This is a genomic window from Edaphobacter bradus, assembly GCF_025685645.1.
Classification (GTDB): Bacteria; Acidobacteriota; Terriglobia; order Terriglobales; family Acidobacteriaceae; genus Edaphobacter; species Edaphobacter bradus.
The window spans coordinates 132,982-152,757 of record NZ_JAGSYF010000001.1 but is presented as its reverse complement, the minus strand read 5'-3'; the positions used below and the strand labels follow the sequence as shown (position 1 = coordinate 152,757).

The 19,776-nt window shown below is 61.2% G+C and carries 20 protein-coding genes; 11 read left to right on the top strand and 9 right to left on the bottom strand.

Going from position 1 to position 19,776, the window contains the following annotated elements; all coding sequences use genetic code 11:
- Window positions 1-85 precede the first annotated feature (85 nt).
- The 4 genes from OHL16_RS00670 to metG all read left to right on the top strand — a co-directional run bounded on the left by OHL16_RS00670 (window position 86) and on the right by metG (window position 5,190).
- Window positions 86-1,417: an MFS transporter gene (locus tag OHL16_RS00670; protein ID WP_263365153.1), complete on the top strand. Its 1,332-nt coding sequence runs from the start codon at window positions 86-88 to the stop codon at window positions 1,415-1,417.
- A 95-nt stretch (window positions 1,418-1,512) separates the two neighbouring features.
- Window positions 1,513-1,869 (top strand): VOC family protein, encoded by a 357-nt coding sequence (locus tag OHL16_RS00665; RefSeq protein ID WP_263365152.1) that lies wholly within the window; start codon window positions 1,513-1,515, stop codon window positions 1,867-1,869.
- A gap of 86 nt (window positions 1,870-1,955) precedes the next feature.
- Window positions 1,956-2,714, top strand: a complete 759-nt coding sequence (locus tag OHL16_RS00660) for a FadR/GntR family transcriptional regulator (RefSeq protein WP_263365151.1) — start codon at window positions 1,956-1,958, stop codon at window positions 2,712-2,714.
- Window positions 2,715-2,910: 196 nt separating this feature from the next.
- The gene (metG, locus tag OHL16_RS00655; RefSeq protein WP_263365150.1) at window positions 2,911-5,190 is read left to right on the top strand and encodes a methionine--tRNA ligase subunit beta; all 2,280 of its coding nucleotides are present in this window, start codon (window positions 2,911-2,913) and stop codon (window positions 5,188-5,190) included.
- A gap of 25 nt (window positions 5,191-5,215) precedes the next feature.
- On the opposite strand, the gene OHL16_RS00650 is transcribed toward metG, so the two are convergent.
- Entirely contained in the window at window positions 5,216-6,127 is a 912-nt protein-coding gene (locus OHL16_RS00650; protein WP_263365149.1) for a haloalkane dehalogenase, read from the bottom strand.
- A gap of 319 nt (window positions 6,128-6,446) precedes the next feature.
- On the bottom strand, window positions 6,447-6,923 hold the full coding sequence (locus OHL16_RS00645) for a cupin domain-containing protein (RefSeq protein WP_263365148.1): 477 nt from the start codon (window positions 6,921-6,923) through the stop codon (window positions 6,447-6,449).
- Here OHL16_RS00645 and OHL16_RS00640 point away from each other — a divergent pair.
- The 4 genes from OHL16_RS00640 (at window position 6,922) to OHL16_RS00625 (ending at window position 10,036) form a co-directional block, all read left to right on the top strand.
- The gene (locus OHL16_RS00640; protein ID WP_317891011.1) at window positions 6,922-7,860 is read left to right on the top strand and encodes a TatD family hydrolase; all 939 of its coding nucleotides are present in this window, start codon (window positions 6,922-6,924) and stop codon (window positions 7,858-7,860) included. The two genes, OHL16_RS00645 and OHL16_RS00640, sit on opposite strands and share 2 nt — an antisense overlap.
- Before the next feature lie 32 nt (window positions 7,861-7,892).
- Window positions 7,893-8,393, top strand: coding sequence for a YajQ family cyclic di-GMP-binding protein (locus OHL16_RS00635; RefSeq protein ID WP_263365147.1), 501 nt, complete (start codon window positions 7,893-7,895; stop codon window positions 8,391-8,393).
- 100 nt (window positions 8,394-8,493) lie between these two features.
- Entirely contained in the window at window positions 8,494-9,495 is a 1,002-nt protein-coding gene (locus OHL16_RS00630) for a polyprenyl synthetase family protein (RefSeq protein WP_263365146.1), read from the top strand.
- Between the two features lie 46 nt (window positions 9,496-9,541).
- Window positions 9,542-10,036, top strand: a complete 495-nt coding sequence (locus tag OHL16_RS00625; RefSeq protein ID WP_263365145.1) for a L,D-transpeptidase family protein — start codon at window positions 9,542-9,544, stop codon at window positions 10,034-10,036.
- A 103-nt stretch (window positions 10,037-10,139) separates the two neighbouring features.
- Here OHL16_RS00625 and OHL16_RS00620 read toward each other — a convergent pair whose 3' ends face one another.
- Genes OHL16_RS00620 through OHL16_RS00610 form a run of 3 tightly spaced genes read right to left on the bottom strand, consistent with a single transcriptional unit; the run spans window position 10,140 to window position 12,913 of the window.
- Window positions 10,140-10,715: a serine O-acetyltransferase gene (locus tag OHL16_RS00620; RefSeq protein WP_263365144.1), complete on the bottom strand. Its 576-nt coding sequence runs from the start codon at window positions 10,713-10,715 to the stop codon at window positions 10,140-10,142.
- Between the two features lie 31 nt (window positions 10,716-10,746).
- Window positions 10,747-10,986 (bottom strand): exodeoxyribonuclease VII small subunit, encoded by a 240-nt coding sequence (locus OHL16_RS00615; RefSeq protein ID WP_263365143.1) that lies wholly within the window; start codon window positions 10,984-10,986, stop codon window positions 10,747-10,749.
- 25 nt (window positions 10,987-11,011) lie between these two features.
- Window positions 11,012-12,913, bottom strand: a complete 1,902-nt coding sequence (locus OHL16_RS00610) for a bifunctional homocysteine S-methyltransferase/methylenetetrahydrofolate reductase (protein ID WP_263365142.1) — start codon at window positions 12,911-12,913, stop codon at window positions 11,012-11,014.
- 194 nt (window positions 12,914-13,107) lie between these two features.
- On the opposite strand from OHL16_RS00610, the gene OHL16_RS00605 reads away from it, so the two are divergent.
- Genes OHL16_RS00605 through bshB1 form a run of 3 tightly spaced genes read left to right on the top strand, consistent with a single transcriptional unit; the run spans window position 13,108 to window position 15,740 of the window.
- Window positions 13,108-14,580 (top strand): hypothetical protein, encoded by a 1,473-nt coding sequence (locus tag OHL16_RS00605; RefSeq protein ID WP_263365141.1) that lies wholly within the window; start codon window positions 13,108-13,110, stop codon window positions 14,578-14,580.
- A gap of 44 nt (window positions 14,581-14,624) precedes the next feature.
- On the top strand, window positions 14,625-14,975 hold the full coding sequence (locus OHL16_RS00600) for a four helix bundle protein (RefSeq protein WP_263365140.1): 351 nt from the start codon (window positions 14,625-14,627) through the stop codon (window positions 14,973-14,975).
- Window positions 14,976-14,981: 6 nt separating this feature from the next.
- The gene (bshB1, locus tag OHL16_RS00595) at window positions 14,982-15,740 is read left to right on the top strand and encodes a bacillithiol biosynthesis deacetylase BshB1 (RefSeq protein ID WP_263365139.1); all 759 of its coding nucleotides are present in this window, start codon (window positions 14,982-14,984) and stop codon (window positions 15,738-15,740) included.
- Between the two features lie 21 nt (window positions 15,741-15,761).
- On the opposite strand, the gene OHL16_RS00590 is transcribed toward bshB1, so the two are convergent.
- From OHL16_RS00590 to OHL16_RS00575, 4 genes are all read right to left on the bottom strand, one after another.
- Window positions 15,762-16,988, bottom strand: coding sequence for a GGDEF domain-containing protein (locus OHL16_RS00590; protein ID WP_263365138.1), 1,227 nt, complete (start codon window positions 16,986-16,988; stop codon window positions 15,762-15,764).
- 256 nt (window positions 16,989-17,244) lie between these two features.
- Window positions 17,245-17,865 (bottom strand): hypothetical protein, encoded by a 621-nt coding sequence (locus tag OHL16_RS00585; protein ID WP_263365137.1) that lies wholly within the window; start codon window positions 17,863-17,865, stop codon window positions 17,245-17,247.
- 23 nt (window positions 17,866-17,888) lie between these two features.
- Window positions 17,889-18,809: a UDP-3-O-(3-hydroxymyristoyl)glucosamine N-acyltransferase gene (gene lpxD / locus OHL16_RS00580; protein WP_263365136.1), complete on the bottom strand. Its 921-nt coding sequence runs from the start codon at window positions 18,807-18,809 to the stop codon at window positions 17,889-17,891.
- Window positions 18,809-19,771: a lysophospholipid acyltransferase family protein gene (locus tag OHL16_RS00575; RefSeq protein WP_263365135.1), complete on the bottom strand. Its 963-nt coding sequence runs from the start codon at window positions 19,769-19,771 to the stop codon at window positions 18,809-18,811. Before OHL16_RS00575 ends, lpxD begins: the two co-directional genes overlap by 1 nt.
- Between the last annotated feature and the right edge of the window lie 5 nt (window positions 19,772-19,776).

The following is a 19,776-nucleotide window of genomic DNA, read 5'->3' as shown; positions in this document are numbered from 1 at the left end:
GACACGTCTATACGACATTCACCGGCCTCACGGCCCCCACGCCAGCACTGGTCAGACCTGCCACTGCCATCGGAGCTTCGCCTGCATGCCTATCAACACCGCCACTAAGCCCGACTCTGGCTTTACGACCTCTGCCCCCGAAAAATCGAACATCCGCTGGTTTGTCTGCGCGCTTCTCTTCGCTGCCACCACCATCAACTACATGGACCGCTCGGTCTTCTCACTGATCGAGCCGCTGCTCCACAAGCTTCCTTTTATGGGCTGGGACAGCACCCAGGACGCCTTCCACCAGCCCGTCTTTGACAACAACTTCGGCACCGTCGTGATGTACTTCCAGATCGCCTACGGCGTCGGTCTGCTGACCACCGGGCGCATCATCGACAAGATCGGCACGAAGATTGGCTATGCCCTCGCCATCGCCGTCTGGGCACTCTCATCGATGAGCCACGCCCTCGTCGGCTCCGTCGCGGGCTTCTGCCTCGCGCGCTTCATGCTTGGCATCGGCGAATCCGGCAACTTCCCCGCCGCCATCAAGGCGACCACCGAGTGGTTCCCCACCGAAGAACGCGCCCTCGCCACTGGCATCTTCAACTCCGGATCCAACGCCTCTGCCCTCATCGCGCCCGCGCTGGTCGCCTGGGTCACCATGCGCTTCGGCTGGCGTGCCGCGTTCGTCACGACCGGCTCCATGGGAATCATCTGGCTCGTGGTCTGGCTGCTCTTCCCATATAACAAGCTCCGCCGCGGCGCCACGCTCACGCAGGAGAACCTCAAGCCTGTCACCGAAGGCGGCCCGCTCCTTAGCAAGCTGCTCGGCACCCCCGGCCTCTACGCCTTCTCCATCGCCAAAGGACTCACCGATCCCATCTGGTGGTTCTATCTCTTCTATCTCCCCCAGTTCCTCAACCGAAACTACGGCCTCACGCTCAAGGATGCCTACTGGTACCTCGTCACCGTCTACATGCTCGCCTCAGTCGGCTCTATCTTCGGCGGTTGGCTCTCCGGAATCCTCATGAAGCGCGGCTTCTCCATCAACGCCGGCCGCAAACTTGCCATGCTCGTCTGCGCACTAGCCGTCCTGCCGGTCATGCTTGTCCCGCAGATGCACCATATCGCTCCGCATAATGCCTGGCCGGCGACGCTGCTCATAGGCCTCGCTGCTGCGGCGCATCAGGGCTGGTCGGCGAACCTCTTCTCCACCCCCACTGACATGTTCCCCTCCACCGCCGTCTCCACCGTCGTCGGCATCGGCGGAGCAGTCGGCGCCGTCGGAGGAGCCACCTTCACCTGGATCGTCAAGAACTACTTCTCGCTCCACCCCACGCTTATCTTCACGCTCGCCGGCATGGCTTACATCACTTCGTTACTCATCTTCCAGTTCCTCGTCCCGCGCCTCGGGCAGCCACGCGCCGCCTAGCAAAGGTTATCGACAGGTCGGTGCCTCCAGCTCTCCAGCCGGCCCACGGTAGTGGGTCAGTTTTGAAGTCTGGTGCAACGAAAGGAGCAAAATTCATGATCTTTGGTGCCCATGTAATCGTATACAGCAAGGATGCGACCGCTGATCGCGCCTTCTTCCAGGAGGTCCTCGGATTTTCATCTGTGGACACTGGTCACGGATGGCTGATTTTTGAGCTGCCTCCGGCAGAAGCGGCAGTCCATCCCGACGAAGAGAATAACCGGCACGAACTCTATTTCATGTGTGACGATCTGAAGACTCAGATATCGGCACTCAGAGAGAAGGGCGTCCAGTGTTCGGATGTGCAAGAAGCCAGATGGGGTTCGATCACCAGGATCCCGCTTCCCGGCGGGGGCGAAGTCGGTCTCTACCAGCCGAAGCATCCAACGGCATTAGCCGTCAGCTCAAAGTGACCACTACCGCCCGCGCCTTGCCTTGGCAATGCTCTTTCCCTCCGTGTTACCCTTCTCCCATTTCCTAGCAAGGAGCTTCATTCGGAGTGAAAAAAGAGGTTCATGACGAGGCTGCGTCTCACAGTCAACTGACCATGCAGGTCGTCGAGCACGTCCGCTCGCTCATCGCCAGCGGAGAGGTCAAACCTGGCGACCGCCTCCCGCCCGAGCGCGAACTGGCCCGCAAGCTCAAGATCAGCCGCTCCAGCCTCCGCGCCGGCATCGGCTTCCTCTCCGCCATGGGCGTGCTGAAGAGCCGCCACGGTGCCGGGACCTTCGTCTCCAGCGGCCCGCCGGCCTTCGACTCCAACTCCTTCTCCGTCCTTGGAGCCCTCCACGGCTTCCTCCCGTGGCAGATGTTCGAAGCCCGCATCGTCCTCGAGTCCAACGTCGCCGCACTCGCCGCCGAGCGCGCCACCGACGAGCACGTCGCCGAGCTAGCCGAAGAGGTCGCCGAGATGTACGCCACCCTCACCGACCCGCAGGAGTACCTCATCCACGACGTCCGCTTTCACCGGGCGATCGCCCGTGCCGCCGGAAACCCCATCCTCGGCGCCCTCATGGAGACCATCACCGCCAACCTCTACCAGAACCGCTCCATGACGGTGCAGAACGCGCAGGACCTCAAGGAGTCGGCCGAGATGCACCGCGAGATCTACCGCGCCATCCGCTCCCACAACCCCAACCTCGCCCGCCGGACCATGGAGCAGCACCTCAAGATGGCCAGCAAAGCCCAGGCCGCCGAAACCGAGCAGCCCGCGACCCCGCTCCCTGACGAAGACAACGCCGAAACAAAACCCGTCTAGTAGCAGCGCGCTCTTTGCGCATGAGTGGGGCATTCGCGCGGCAGTGCGAAATCGCCTTCATATACGCCGAAGATGTGTCATTTCGACCGGAGCGCGAAGCGCGGAGCGGAAAAACCCGCTTCTCCACCTGGTTGCGTCCCAGCCCACACCGCCCAGCACAAACAAGCTCCCCTGCTAGACTCAAGAGCAACCACCCATGTCTGAAGCGCAGAAAAAGTTCTACCTCACCACCCCGATCTACTATGTCAACGCGCGCCCTCACATCGGCCACGCGTACACGACCATCGCGGCTGACGTCATTGCGCGCCGCCACCGCCTTCTCGGCGACGACACCTACTTCCTCACCGGAACCGACGAGCACGGCCAGAAGGTCCAGCGCTCCGCCGCAGCCGTCGGCGTCTCTCCCCAGAAGTTCACCGACGAGGTTTCCTCCAGCTTTCAGAACCTCTGGAAGCGCATGGGAATCACCAACGACGACTTCATCCGCACCACCGAACCCCGCCACACCCAGGCGGTCCAGAAGCTCTTCCAACTCCTCTACGACCGCGACGCTATTTACCTGAGCACCTACACCGGGCAGTACTCCGTAGGCGAGGAGATGTTCGTCGAAGGCCCGCCCGGAACCATCGGCCCCGACGGCAAGCCCACCGAAACCGTCACCGAAGAGAACTACTTCTTCCGCCTCTCCAACTACCAAGAGCGGTTGATCAACCTGATCGAGAGCGGCGAGCTCGCCATCCAGCCCGAGGTCCGCAAAAACGAAGTCCTAAGCTTTCTGCGCGGCGACTTCAACGCGGTCACAGTCCGTGTCTACGATGAGGCCCTATTCTCTGACACACAGCATCCACCACCTGGCACCATCGTTCCCGCCAATCTCCCCGCAGACCCGCTAGATATAGCTTATGAGAGGGGCTGGGTCTTGAAGAGCGCCTCGGGGAAGTACTACATTCCCGGAGCCCTGAAAGACCTCTCCATCTCACGCACCAGCTTCAAGTGGGGCATCCCCGTTCCCGGTCCAAAACAAGGGGAAGCAGAGCACGTTATCTACGTCTGGCTCGACGCCCTCGCCAACTACATGACCGCCATCGGCTACGGCTCCGACGACCCCGCCGAGCAGGAGAAGTTCAAAAAATACTGGCCCGCTGACCTGCACCTCGTAGGCAAGGAGATCATCCGCTTTCACTGCGTCTACTGGCCCGCCTTCCTCCTGGCCGCCGGCCTGCCGCTGCCCAGGGCCATAACCGCGCACGGCTGGCTCCTCTTCGAAGAGTCGAAGATGAGCAAATCCCGCGGCAACATCGTTCGCACCGAGACCATCCTCGACGCCTTCGGCACCCTCAAGCCCAAGCCCATCGACCTTCCCGGCCCCGTGCTGAGCGACGAGTACTGGAAGCACGAACAGGACCTCTTCGCCTCCGACGTCCTACGATACTTCCTCCTCCGCGAGATCCCCTTCGGCCAGGACGGCAGCTTCAGCTTCGACGCCCTAATCCAGCGCTACAACAGCGACCTCGCCAACGGCTACGGCAATCTCGTCAGCCGCACACTGTCGATGATTCAGAGATACAAAGCCGGCAAGATCCCAGCTAACGATGGATCACAATCCCAACGCTTCTTGTTAGCTGACATACAGAATAGAGTGAGCAATTCGTTCTCGGATTGTCGATTCGACCAAAGTCTGCAACAGATATGGAATTTCCTCGGAAGCGTCGATCAATACATAAGTGAAGCGGCACCATGGAAGTTAGCGGCCGATGAATCGAGGAATTCCGATCTCGAAACAGTTCTATATACCGCGGCCGAATCCATTCGGATTATCACAGCTCTTCTTTATCCTGTAATGCCTGGCACCACCGCCAAAGTCTGGTCCCAACTAGGCCTCGGAGATATCGAAGAAGCCGCCCGCAAAGGCGAACTCAAAAACCTCGAATGGGGAGGTCTGAAACCCGGCACGCCACTCGGCCCACTAGGTCCCATCTTCCCCCGAGCCGACAAAGGACTCATCCAACTCATGACCGACATCGAAACGAACAACGCCTCAACCACCACCAAGACCACAGAGCCACCCGCTCCAGCCCCTCAATCCGTAGTATCCGCGCCGTCAGCAGTCGCTCCCGCTACTGAAGGCGCCACCGAAACCGCTCCGATTGCAATCGACGACTTCGTCAAAATCGAACTCCGCGTAGCCAGGGTCCTCGTCGCCGAACGCATCCCCAAGGCCGACAAGCTCCTCCGCCTCGAGGTCGACCTCGGCTACGAGAAACGCCAGATCCTCGCCGGTATCGCCGCATGGTACGCGCCGGAAGAGCTCCTCGGCCGCCGCATCATCATCGTGGCCAACCTCGCCCCCCGCAAGATGCGCGGCCTCGAGTCGCACGGCATGCTCCTCGCCGCTTCGCACGGCGAAGACGGCAAGCCCATCCTTGCCACCTTTGCCGACACCGACGAGATCCCCCTAGGCTCCCGCCTCAAGTAGTTCCAGATATAGAGCGACGTGCCTGTCAAATTCGTTCGAGCCAGCCGACGATAGTCCGTCCAATCTCGTCGGGATTGTCCTCTTGCACGAAGTGGAGACCTCCGACGACGACGCGGTCTTGATTAGGGAAACTGCTCGCCAGACTCCTGATTCGGCCCGTGATGAATACACCGGGCTCTGCGTCGATAAAGAGCTTCGGCAGCGACGCTGTTTTCAGCCATGCGGAGTAGGCGGCAATCCGATCGTGGACATCGGCCGGCTCGCCCGACAGCGGCACTTCGCGCGGCCACTGCAATGTCGGCCAACGATCGTCGCCGGCCTTCAGGAATGGTCGCCGGTACTCCGCCATCTCGTCGGCCGACAGCGTCCGCTGCGTGACGCCGGGCAGCATCTTCTCGATGAACATGTTCTCATCGAGCACCAGAGCTTCGCCCGCCGGCGAACGCACGGCCTTCAGCGTCGGATGGAAGCTTTCTGGAAGATCTTCCAAGGTGAGCGGCGCAACGAATGTCTCCATATAGGCTATCGCTCGAACGCGCTGCTGATGGCGGTACGCCCAGTCGAAGCCCAAGGCGCCTCCCCAGTCGTGCAGGACGAGCGTCAGCGGCTCCGTTCCGACCACCTCATCGATAAAGGCGTCAAGGTAGCGGGCGTGGCTCGCGAAGCGGTAGCGATCGGGCTCGGTGCCGGCCGGGATCTTGTCCGAATCGCCCATGCCGATGAGATCAGGAGCGATCAGCCGACGGCCGGAGGCCTCGACGTGCGGCAGGACAGATCGCCAAAGGAACGAGGAGGTCGGGTTGCCGTGAAGGAACACAATCGGGTGTCCCACGCCGCGTTCGACATAGGCCATCCGGCGGCCGAGCACGTCGGCAAAACGCTTTTCGCGTGCCCAGGCGCTGCCTGCCGAGCGAGGCGATTGTGACAGGTGTGACATTGGACATCTCCTTGACTTTGTATGAGCAATCTACATACCTGCTCATGCCTGATGGAACCTCCCCCGAGCCGGCTCGATCCCTTCTCTCCCTTGCACCACCAGTGGACCGCCTGGATATTGTCTGGATGGTCATCGGTCCGAAGCGATTTCCACAATCCACTCTTGACCCGCCTGATATCCTTAAATCAAGAGGAAAGAAAAGCCCGGCGCAAGCCGGGCTTTCTGTTTCCGCTAAGAATGGCAACAAACGTGCGCCCGGAAGTCCAGACCTATGTCTTCTCTTTTGAAGACTTTGCACATTCTTACGGGGGGATCCAAACTACTTCGCACCCACCGGAGTGATCCCCGACTCCCGGCCAATCGCGATCACAAAATAATTCGCCGGTGTCTCCCCAACATTCAGCAGCGCGTGCATCACATTCGAGGCCGCAAAGATCACCCCGCCTGGCCCCACGCGCTCCTTCTTGCCATCGTTGTCGAACTCAAGCTGGCCCTCGCGAATCATCATGAACTCCGAGTGCCTGTGCTTGTGCGGCGGATGCGGCATATGCCCGGGCAGCAGCGTCGTCTCGTGCATCTCCACCGTCTCGCCCGTCGCCAGTACTCCCTGCACTACCGGCCGCGAAACGCCGTTCTGATTCTTGCGAACTTCAAGCGAGTCGAACGGAAACGCCATCGACTCCGACAGCATCTTCTCGCCCGGCCGGGCAGACGCCTGCGCCCTCGCCTCCACACCGCCCATCGCTGCAAACGCCGAAAGGGCAACCAAAACATCACGTCGGTTCAGATTTTCCATGCCCGCCATCCTATACGACCATCAAAACTCTCGCACCAATTTCCCTGTACCCTTTAACACCAGAGCCATGCACCTCATCGACTCCCACGCCCACCTCGACTTCTACACTGACCATCCCACCGAGCGCGACGAAGTCCTTCAACGCTCCTTCGCCGCCGGAGTCAAGACCATCCTCGCCATCGGCATCGGCGAGAATCCCTCCGAGATGCACAAAGCCCTCGACCTGGCCAACACCGTCATCGGGCCGAATCTCCCGCAGGTCTACGCCAGCGCCGGCATCCATCCCGAGCAGGCCCACAACGCCACCACCGAAGCTCTCGTCGAACTCACCACGCTCTCCACCCAACCACGCTGCATCGCCGTCGGCGAGATCGGCCTCGACTACTATCACCTCTCCAACCCCGACATCCCCACCCAGCAGCTCGCCTTCACCGCGCAGATGTACATCGCTGCCGAGGCCCGCAAGCCCATCCTCATCCACTGCCGCACCTCCGAGCTGGCCACGCCGCAGGCCAAACAGAAGTACGGCTCTGCTGACGCCTGGCAGGACACCCTCTCCCTCATCGACGAGCACTGGCACGCGCACTCGCTCGGCGGCATCATGCACTGCTTCTCCGGCAACATCGAAGATGCGCGCCGCTCCCTCGACGGCGGCTTCTATCTCTCCTTCGCCGGAAACCTCACCTACCCCAAGGCCCAGTCCATCCGAGACGCCGCCGCGTTCGCTCCCGCCGACCGCATCCTCGTCGAGACCGACGCGCCCTTCCTCGCGCCCATTCCGCACCGCGGCCAGCGCAACGAGCCCGCCCTCGTCGCCCACACTGCTGCGGCACTTGCCGAGCTCCGTGGCGTCTCGCTTGAAGAGCTGGCGGCCACGACGACAGAAAACTTCCACCGCCTCTTTCCCACAACCGCTGACCCCAAACCGCTGCCATAATAGAAAGCGGCAAAACACACAAGGAAGACACAATGGCAACCGACAACAGCTTCGACGTAGTCAGCAAGGTAGAGATTCAGGAAGTCAAGAACGCCATCGACCAGGCCACCAAAGAGATCCACGCCCGCTTCGATCTCAAGGACTCCAAGTCGAAGATCGAGCTCGAAGGCACCGACACCATCCAACTCGCCTCGCAGGACGACTACAAGCTCAAGGCCGTCGTCGAGATTCTCTCCCAGAAGCTCGTCAAGCGCGGAGTCTCCCTCAAGAACCTCGAGTTCGAGAAGGTCGAGCCCGCCGCTGGCTCCTCGGTCCGCCAGAAGGTCAAGCTCGTCCAGGGCATCCCGTCCGAAAAAGCCAAGGCCATCGTCGCCGCCATCAAGGACTCCAAGAAGAAGGCCCAGGCCAGCATCCAGGGGGACACCGTCCGCATCGTCAGCAAAGACCGCGATGTCCTTCAGGAGGTCATCGCCCTACTGCGCGGCAAAGACTTCGGCGTCGAGCTCCAGTTCACCAACTACCGCTCGAGCTAACGCTGCCACTACAAAGCAATTTCCGTTTGACGCATCCTCACTCTTACAGAGACCGTTACATACTTCTCTGCAGGTAAAGTCTGTTACATTCAGAGATAGAGTGAGTTCCATCTCCATCGCGACCGCCTCCGAGGTCTTCGACCTCCTCCGCGACGACCTCGCAGCCATCGAGCAGGAATTCTCCCGCCAGTCCGCCTCCAACGTCGCCGTCATCACCGACATCGCGCAATACCTTATCGCCGGCGGAGGCAAGCGCATCCGTCCGCTGCTCCTTCTCCTCTCTGCAAAGGCCCTCGGCTGCACCAGCCACAGTCGCATCCGCCTCGGCGCCGTCGTCGAGATGCTCCACACCGCCACCCTCGTCCACGACGACATCATCGACGAGGCTGACACCCGCCGCGGCCGTCCCTCCTCCAACACCACTTGGGGCAACTCCAAGTGCGTTCTCGCCGGCGACTGGCTCTACATGCAGGCCTTCTCCGCAGCCCTCGAAGAGCGCAACTTCCACGTCCTCGACCTGCTCATCTCACTCACCCAGCAGATGGTCGAAGGCGAGCTGCTCCAGATTGAAAAGCTAGGCCACCTCATCAACGAAGAGGAGTACTTCGACCTCATCTACCGCAAGACCGCCTGCCTCTTCAAAGTCTCCATGCAGCTCGGCGCGTCCATCACGCCTCACACCTTCGGCGACCCCGCTGAAATCGAGTTGCAGTTAGGCGAATACGGACGCAACCTCGGCCTCGCCTTCCAAATCGTCGACGACGTCCTCGACCTCACGGCCACCGAAGACGTCCTCGGCAAGCCCGTTGCTTCGGATCTCCGCGAAGGCAAGGCCACGCTCGCCGTCATCCACGCACTTGAGCGCGGCACCGGAGCCGACAGAGAAGCCATCCGCACCGTCCTGGCAGACCGCAGCTTCGTCCAGGTCTCGCACCCGCAGATCCTCGAGATCCTCCAGCGCCACGGCTCCATTGACTACGCCATGGACACCGCCTGTGCCTACGCCGAAGCCGCCCGCCAGAGCATCGCCGACCTGTCACTCTCCGACGCCAAGCGCGCCCTCCTCTGGGTTCCGGGCTTCGTCACCTCACGCGACCGCTGACATACGACCGCGCCGAATGCACCGACTCTTACCCGCCCACGGAACGTTGTTGCTGACCTTCGCGCTTCTCAGTATCAACGGCTGTAAATCTAGTTCTCCCGTACCGCAACCGAACGTACACGCCGATCGGATTCTGGTCGTCAAATCGAAACACTCTCTGACTCTAATGGCAAACGGGAAAGCTCTCAAAACCTACCGAGTCGCACTTGGCAGAGGCACTGGCAAAGCAAAACAGCGTGAGGGCGACCACGAGACTCCTGAAGGGCTCTACACCATAGACAGCAGGAATGCGCGTAGCCACTTTCATCGCTCCCTGCACATCTCCTACCCGAATAACGAAGATCGCAATCGCGCGCAAGCAGCAGGCGTCGCGCCCGGCGGCCAGATAATGATTCACGGAATCCAGAACGGCTTAGGCTGGCTTGGTCCCCTGCAACGAACGATCGACTGGACCGACGGTTGCATCGCCGTCACTGACTCCGAAATAGATGAAATTTGGAACCTAGTTCCAAATGGAACACCCATTGAGATCGGCCACTAATTCTGTTTTGAGCCGCTCGCCAACAACTGGCGTCAAGTGTGTCCTCCTCTGGTCCCCGGCTTCGTCACCACCCGCGACCGCTAGACTCGATCTTCACTCTTAGCTAATCCATCGTGTTGTTGACGTACCCCGCCGACCCGGCATCCGACACCACAGTGCCCGGATTGCCCAGCACCACCGCCTTCGGAGGCACATCGAAGTTCACATAGGCACCCGGGGCAATCAGCGCTTCGCTGCCGATCGTGACCTTCCCCACAATGATCGCGTTCGCCCCGACCCACACGCGGTCCTCCAGCGTAGGCGCTCCAGTTCGAGGTCCTCGGCTGGCCGCACCAATCGTCACTCCCTGAGCAATGTTGATATTCGACCCCAACACCGCATACGGACTTATGACAACGCCGCCAAAGTGCCCGATATAGAGTCCGCGGCCGATGCTGGTTGTAGGTGAGATGTCGAAGCCATACTTGAAGCGGTAGCGGTGATAACGAATGCGGTAATACAGATAAGGAAATATCCCGAGCGATCGCTTCTTCCTGCTGTAATACGCGACCTTGCGAAGGTAGTAGGTAAATCGGAAGCCCGGGTCGTGAAGATATGCTGAAAAGAAGGATCGCCTGTCAGCCTTGCCACGGTAACGGTAAAGATCAGCCTTCAAGGTCTGCCGCAACGTAGAGTCCAACCTCCGCACCTCCGCTTGTGCCCTATCAACTCTACTTCTCGCCTACACTCTCTTCACTCTCATCGACATTCAAATCCGCCACAACACTCTTCCCGCGGTCCACCAGCACCTGAATCCTGCCCTCCGCCGCTTCAAGCTCTTTCTTGCAGACATCCGACAGCTTCACGCCCTCTTCAAACAGTCGCACCGACTCCTCCAGCGACAGCTCCCCGCGCTCCAGCCGCTCCACCACCGACTCCAGCGCCGTCAGGCTCTCCTCAAAGTTCGCCATTACTCACACCTCTCCGCTTAGAGGCCTAAGCCAGCCCCAGCACTTCAGCCGCTACCAGATACTTCCCGAACGGAGCGCTCACCTGCACGCCCTCCACCATCGGCTTCGCCTCGGCCAGCATCTCCTTGGCGATCTTCACGCCTTCAGCGCGCGCGGCCTCCGGCGTCGTCGCAGCAGCCATTCTCGCCATAATCTCATCCGGCATGCTCACGCGCAGATCGTTCTTCATGAACTCAGCATTCCGCAGACTCGTCAGCGGCCAGATCCCCGCGATCACCGGAATCCTGAACCCTTCAATCCGCTTCAGAAACTCTTCGAGCACGCGCAGATCGAAGACCGGCTGCGTAATCGCGAACTCCGCACCTGCCTCGACCTTGTAAGCGAACCGCCGGATCTCCTGCTCAATATCAGGCACACCCGGATTCGCCGCCACCGAGATCGTGAACCCCGTCGAACCTCCGATCGAGTTCTTGCCGAGGTCCAACCCGTAGTTCAGGTTCCGCACTAGGTTTACCAGTCCGATCGCGTCGACATCGAAGACGGCCGTCGCATCCGGATAGTTCCCCAGCTTCGGAGGATCGCCCGTCAGGCACAGAATATTCTTCAGCCCGATCGACGACGCTCCCAGCAGATCGCTCTGTATGCTCAGCACATTCCTGTCGCGGCACGTGTAGTGCAGAATCGTCTCGATCCCCACATGCTGCTGAATCTGCAGGCACAGACTCTGCGCGCTCATCCTCGCGCTCGCCCGCGGTGAATCCGGCACATTGATCGCGTCCACGCCCAGCTTATGAAGCTGCGCAGCGCCATCCAGCTCCTTCGAGCAATCGATCCCCTTCGGCGGAACGATCTCCACCATCGTTACGAACTCGCCCGCGGCCACCATTGCGCCGATCTTCGACCGCTGCGCCAGCGGCGGAGGCTCAACCTTGCTTGCCACCACCGTCGCTGTCTTCTGCTCCATCACCTGCGCTCCGGTCTCCATGGCGTCCATCGCGCGCAGCGCGCTTCGCATCGCACGCGTGTAGCTGGGAGTCGTCCCACAGCAGCCGCCCACCAGCGTTGCGCCTGCCTTCACCAGCTTGCGCGTAAAGCTAGCCATGTACTCCGGCGAGGTTAGGTAGATCGTCCTTCCCTCCACCGCGCGGGGAATCCCTGCGTTCGGCATCGCCACCAGCGGCAGCGAAGTGACCGGCCTCATCCGCTCAATCACGCTAAGCACCGTCACCGGCCCGGCGCTGCAGTTGCACCCAAGCGCGTCGACCCCCAGCGCCGTCAGCTTCTCAGCGGCTGCCTCCGCCGAGGAGCCATCTAGGCAGTTGCCCTCCTCGTCCACGGTCATCATCACGATCACCGGAACATCCGGTGCAACCTCCCGCGCCGCTCTGACGGCCTGTTCGGCCTCCACCAGCGAGGTCATCGTCTCGATACACAGCAGGTCCGCTCCCACACCCGGCCCGCCCTCAACCATCGCAGAGATCTGCTCCGCGAACGCCGCGCGCGCCTCATCCAGACCAATCTTGCCCAGCGGCTCCAGCCTTACGCCCAACGGCCCAATCGCTCCCGCGACAAACGCCTCCACGGCCTGCTTCTCGCGAATCTGCTCCACGCTCTCGCGCGCCAGCCGCACTCCCGCCAGGTTGATCTCCCGAACCTTATCGCGAAGCCCGTAGTGTTCCAGCCGATAGGCGTTTGCGCCAAAGGTATTGGTCTCAATGACCTCGGCCCCCGCCTGCAGATACTCCTGATGCACGGCGCGCACCATCTCCGACTGCGAGAGATTCAGCTCGTCGTAACACCGGTTGATGAACACACCGCGCGAATACAGCATCGTGCCCATCGCCCCATCGCACAGCACCGGCCCGCCGGTAAACAACTTCCTCACCCTCTCGGCGGTCGTCGCCGTCTGCTCTGCTGCGTCGATCATCTTTGTCTCCAGGCTAGTTTGTTCTATCTTAGGCCACGGCATCAGGCCGCTCCAAACCCTTCTCTTTCTCCGCCTTGTGAGCGCCCATCGCAAAGCCGCCTCCAGCCCTGAAAACACGGCGCTTTGTTATACTCAACCGATACTGCGTGCGGCCAATGCCACGCGCCGCAGCGCTCAGGTTGGAGTTCGTTCCGTTGAAGAATCGCAGTCTCTTTTCCCAGTCTCTCGGCGCCCGGTTCGTTCTGGGCTTCCTGATCGCCGTCTCTTGCCTTACCCTGAGTTCCTGCGGTGGCCACAACTATTACAAGTTCCCCACGTACACCTTTGCCAACCGTCCCATTCCACCCAGCAGGTTGGCGAACCGTGTCATGGTCTCGGTCACAGCCAACGGGAGCTCCGGAAGTCTTCAGATCCTCGATAGCCTGCGCGACATCCGCATGAACGTCCAGAACACCATCCCCAGCTTCTCCATCTCTGGTTATGCCTCTGGGTTTCCGAACCGCATCTTCAATTTCCCTGAGCAGGTCATAGGCTACGTCTACTCCAGCTCCGATGGCAGCCTTAACATCATCGACTACGGCAAAGAGTCCACCCGCGGTTCCGGCGGCACGCTGCCCGCCAAGGCCGCCGACGTCGCCGTTCCCTTCGGCTTCGCGCACGTCTACGGAGCCATCGAATCCCTCGGCGAGTTCGTCGTCATCGACAACGCCACCGGCAAGTCCTACGTCCTCAGCCTGCCCAACGTCTACAAGGTAGCCGCCAACCAGGGCGACACTGTCGTGCTCGCCATGGTCCGCAACTCCAACACGCTTTACCGGCTCGTTCACCTCAACAACAACGCCAATCAGCCTGCCGTCCCCGGCGCTGTCGATTGCCAGCCGGTGAACCTCCCGGTCTACTGCGTCGTTCCCGTCCCTGACAGCCCGACCTCGCCCAGCCTCGACCGCCCCGTCGGAGCCTACTTCTCCCTCGACGGAACCACCGCGTATGTCCTCGACTGCGGCTCCGAGTGCGGAGGCAACACGTCCGGCCTCACGATCCTGCAGCAGGGCAACCTTGAGGTCACCAACTACCCCACCTCCACTCCGTACCCCTCGCCAGTCACCGGAAGCGTCGCTGTCCCTGGCGGAGCGACGACCGTCCTCGCAGACGGCACAAACCTCTACATCGCCGGCCAGCAGCTTCAGCCCGATGGCCTCTTTACCGGCTACCTCTCCATCATGAGCCTGGCCACCAATACCGTCACCGGCAAGTACTCCATCTCCGACGGCTACCATTCAAAGCTCCTCTTCGCCGACGACAACACTCTCTGGATCGGCTCGCAGTCCTGCGCTACCGGCGAGCGGCAGAAGCTTGGCCTGAACTACAACTGCCTCACCCGCTTCGACCTCGGCGCCAAGACCGCCTCCATCGTCCCTAACGTCAATCCGAAGGACTCCGCGTCCTCCGTCCCCTATCCCAACACCAACCAGAACCAGTACTACTACGGCGACCTCACCGGTCTCTGCTGGGTCCAGAACCTCCACAAGGTCTATACCGCCTACGGTGGCCAGGTTCACGCCTTCCACACCACCGACGGCTCTGAGATCGACAACAGTCTCATCACCGTCCAGGGCACCGCACTCGACACTGCCTACATGGACGCCATTACCAACGACGCCAACTAAAAAACAGGGTGTACGGAATAGGGTGTGGGGAGTAGAAGACAACGATGGTGGAGTCTTACCGTGACCTCAAGGTCTGGCAGCGTGCCGTCCAAATGACTCTCGGCATCTACCGCGTTACGACAGGTTTCCCGAAAGAAGAGCTATTTGGCCTGACGAGTCAAATGCGCCGCGCCGCAGTCTCCGTGGCCAGCAGCATAGCCGAAGGTTATGGCCGCAACTCCAAGGGTGAGTACAAGCAGTTTCTGGGCATAGCCCGAGGTTCGAACCTCGAATTACAAACACAGCTCTTCATCGCAGTCGAACTCGGCTATGGAGATCCTGGACTCTTAAGAGAAGCGGAAAGCCCTTCCAACGAAGTGGCGAAGATGCTGAATTCTCTAGTCGCTAAACTATAGGCCACTATGCCCTCTACTCCCTACTCCCTACTCCCTACTCCCTGCCTCGTCGACATCCTCGCCATCGCCGCGCACCGTGACGACGTCGAGCAGACCTGCGGCGGAACCCTCCTCGCAATGCAGGCTCGCGGCTGGCGCACCGGAATCCTCGACCTCACACAGGGCGAGTCCGGAACTCGCGGGACCGCCGCCGATCGCGCTGCTGAAGCCGCAGCCGCCGCGAGCATCCTCAACGTCGCCCACCGTGAGGCTCTGGACCTTCCCGACGGCAACGTCCAGAACACTTACGAGAACCGCCTCAAACTCGCCGCTGTCCTCCGCCGCCTGCGGCCCCGCGTCGTCATCCTGCCCTATTGGCAAGGTCGCCACCCCGACCACTACACCACGGCCACGCTGGGTTATGAGGCCTGCTTCGTCAGCGGGCTCGCCAAGGTAGATATCCCGGACGCAGGAAAACTCGCTCCGCACCGCCCCTACAAGATCCTCTACGCCTCGCTCTACGCCGACGTCCGCCCCTCCTTCGTCGTCGACATCACACCCTATATAGAGCAGAGGCTCCAGTCGCTCCTCACCTATCGCTCCCAGTACGCCGCGCAGTCCACCGGAGGCGCTCTCTTCGTCCCCGAGGAAGACATTCGCGAGCGCACCTTCGCCACTGCGCGCCACTACGGCCTGCTCGCGGGAGTGCGCTATGCAGAGCCCTTTGTCCAGAAAGAGGTCGGCCTCATCGACGACCTCATGCTCCTGCCCGTCCAATCGATCTGAATCTCACCACCGCACTCCGCATCACGAGCTACGCCGCGCAGCCATGACGCTCTCGCCCCTCTCTCCGTAAGGACGAATCGGCAGGTCCCTCATTGCGGCCGCGACCACCTTGTTTCTGCCATTTCGCTTGGCCGAATAGAGGGCGGAGTCACTATGATCCACCAGCGCCTGCCACACCAGTCCCGAGACATCCGACGACGTCACCCCCACGCTCATACTCACCCTCACCGTATCGCCGAGATACTGGATTACCAGCATCTCGACCCGCTCCCTCAACCGCTCCGCCACCGCCATCGCCTCATCCAGCGTCGTCTCCGGCAGCAGCACGCAGAACTCGTCGCCCCCAATTCTTCCCACCGAATCCTGCGCCCGGACCGTCTCCTGCAGCACGCCCGCCACCGCCTGCAGCACCACATCGCCACAGGCATGTCCCCTCGAGTCGTTGACTTCCTTCAGTCCGTCGAGATCCATCATCATCATTGCGAGCGTGCCCCTCGATCTCTTGCATCGCTGAATCTCTTGCGTCGCAAAACGCTTCAGCGCCCATCTGTTAAGCAATCCCGACAGTTCATCCACCTGCGCCCGCCAAAGCAGGTCCGCCCGCAGCCTTGCCGTAGACAGCGCCATAAAGCCAAACGCAACCGCAGCGTTCGTGATCAGCCCGCCCACGAGCCATATCTGGTTGATCTGCTGCGACTGGATCGCATATGCCGGCGTACCATATCGCGTCATCACGTCCGCTCGCACAAACTGAATCACCGCGAACGCAGACAGCGCCAGGCCCGTCAGCCATCCCGCCAGCCTCGTATCCTCAGCCGAAAACCGAAGCACCACCGCCGAGATCGCAGCCAACTGCAGGCCGAGCATTACGTAGAGCACCGCCTCAAGCTTCGGGGCCATCGATGGCACCAGGATCAGCAGCCCAGCGATTACATGAACCAGCCCCACCGTTCCGGACTGAACCCAACGCAATATCGGCCCGCGATCCAGAAGTTCGGCAAAGCTCTGATGCAGCAGAATCAGGCCCAGCACTGCAAGAATCGCCGTTACCGCCTGCACAAGACCCACCGGAGCGATCCGCAGCCACTGCACGCCTACCAGCAGCATCGCCGCGCCGCAGCACAGGCTCGAGGCCGCAAAACACATCGCGCCGCGCGTCCCCCCGACCACGCGCGCGTTCACCAGCATCACGCCGGCATAGAGCGCGAAGAGCAGCGCATTCGCAATCACAAGCGTTTGCGTATCCATATCGCACGTCTTCAGTAGATGGAGTGTAGCCCCGAAATCTGCCCCTGCGCTATCCAACCAGTGCAAAACTCATCAATACATTACTGAAAATACTGACGAAAAAACACATGTACCTGACCCAAGCCGCTAACCAGTCGTGCAACTTGAGTCTCTCGCATCCCGCTTCCGCCGTTTGTCAATCCTTTGTCATGAAACAGCCACGTCGCGCCTGCCTCTCTCTGGAGAGACGCCGTTGCCCTGTCATCTGGATTGCTGCTCACCATGCCTTTTTTCTAAGTCCTAGTCGCTCTGCCACAAACCCCACCACTTCCTCTGTCACATACACCGGAGGCCGCATCGGCAGTACCGGCTTTCCCTCCACCAGTTTCAGCGACACTCCGTTCCACTCCGGCCTTCCCAGCACGCCCTCCGGAACCAGAACCGCATCCGCACGGTCCAGATACAACCGCGCCGACTCCTTGAAGTCCCACACCCCCGGGTCCACCACGCTCAGGTACAGATCAGGCCGCAGAAACCGCAAGATACTGTTCGACTCGAAGATCGCATTCTCTGCCCCCTCTAACTCCTTCCGTATCCGTGGCATCGCCTCCGCCAGATCGCCCGTGCGCGTCCTCACCCACAGCGACCGCACCGCCCCCGCCGCCAGAAACCGCGCCGAGTCCGTCCCCGTATTCGAATCCCGCTCCTCACTCACCGCGACGGTATGCTCCGCCGTCTCGCAGTCGCAAGGCTCTCCATTTGCCGAACACATCCCATGCCCGAACAGCGTCAGTTTGAATGCCGTCCACCGCATCTCCGGCATTGCGGCGATCAACCCCGCCACCACGCTCGTCTTCCCCACATTCTGCGACTGCCCGCCTACCACAACAACCGCCATCTCGCACCGCCTGCGCCCGGCTCCTAACCCTTCCGCAACCGAGCCAGATCCCTCAAATATTCTTTCAGAGGACGCGCCGGCCGCCCCCAGAAGACCTCGCCCTTCCCGCGCATCTTCTTCCCGCTCAGGACCCCAGCCCCGCCACCCAGAATCACTCCTTCACCCACCGTCGCATGGTCCCCTATCCCCACCTGCCCGCCCAGCACCGCGCCATCCTCCACTACGCTCGACCCCGAGATCCCCGTCTGCGCCGCAATCACAACATTCTTTCCGATCAGGCAGTTATGTCCGATGTGCACCAGATTGTCGATCTTCGTCCCTCGCCCGATCCTCGTCTCCCCAAGAGCCCCGCGATCGATCGTCGTATTCGCCCCAATCTCGACATCATCCTCCACCACCAGCCGTCCCTGTTGCGGGAAGATCACATACTCTCCCGTCTCCGCGCTCCGTGCATACCCAAACCCCGTCGCCCCCAGCACCGCTCCTGCCTGCACTACGACGCGATCCCCCAGCACCGCGTCCGCATAGATCGTCACATTCGCCTGAATGTTGCAATCCCTGCCGATTTGCACGCGATCCCCCAGCACCACGCCCGGCCCAACCACACTCCCCTCGCCGATCCCAACGTCTTCGCCCACCACCGCCGTCGGATGCACCCCAGCCGTAAATCCCTTCCCGCCAAGCCTCTTCGCAACCACAGCAAACGCGTACCTCGGATCCGCCACCCACAGAATCCGGGCATCCTCCGTCCGCTCCCTGAGCCTCCGGTGGGCCAGAATTACCCCGGCCTTCGTCTTCAGCGCCTCGGCCAGCGCAGCCTCATCGACCGCAAACACCACGGCATCGGCCCCAGCCGCATCAAGTCCCGAAACCCGCACAACATCACCCGAAAGCGATAGGGCCTCTGCCCCAACCCACTCCGCCACCTCACGCATCGCCGCCATCAGTAGATCGCCTCATCTCCCGCCGGCCGCGTCTTCCAGCGCCGGTGCATCCACAGCCACTGGTCAGGATACCGCCGCACGTACGACTCAATCACTGCTGTAAACGCCGCCGTATTCGTCACCGCATCCTGCTCGGCATCGCCCGTATCCACCACCTTCAGTTCCTCGCCGAAGCGAAGCACATACTTCTCTTCACTCTTCTCCCACAGCAGAAATCCCGGCACCACCGCTGCTCCTGTCTTCGCTGCCACTCTCGCCATTCCCGCAGCCGTGCACGCCATCACACCGAAGTACGGCACAAACACCCCCTGCGGCGGAGTCATATTCGTATCCATCAGAAACCCGACGGTCTCGCCTCCCCGCATCGACGCAATCAACCCGCGCGCAAAGTCGTCCTTATGAATCACCCTGTTGCCATGCATGCACCGGATCCGGTTGACGAACATATCCACCAGCGAATTATCCAGCCGCCGTATCACCATCGCCATCGGATACCCCATCAGCGAGTGATAGAAGCTCGAAAGCTCCCACGCCCCCAGATGCCCCGTGAGTATCAGAACGCCCTTGCCCTTGTCGCGCGCCGCTAAATAGTTCTCCAACCCCTCATACCGGATAAACCGGCTGGCCTGCTCGGCCCTGTAACCAGGCATCAGGCAGAACTCCGCCAGCAACCAGCCGAGATTTCTGTAGACCGCTCGCAGCGTCCGCTCCCGCTCTTCCACTCCCATCTCTGGAAAGGCAAGCTGCAGATTCCTCAGCCCTACTCGCCTCAGTCTCCCCAGGGCCTCATATGCTGCCCAGCCAATCCCAGCGCCCACCCATCGTGCCAGCCTGCGGGGCAACAATCCCATCGCATGAACCAGCACCCACACCGCCGCGAACTCCACCGTCTCACGGAGATTAACCCGTTCCTTAGGAAGCTCTCTCTGGCTGACTTCGCTCAAATCCTTCGTCTGGCCCATCCGTA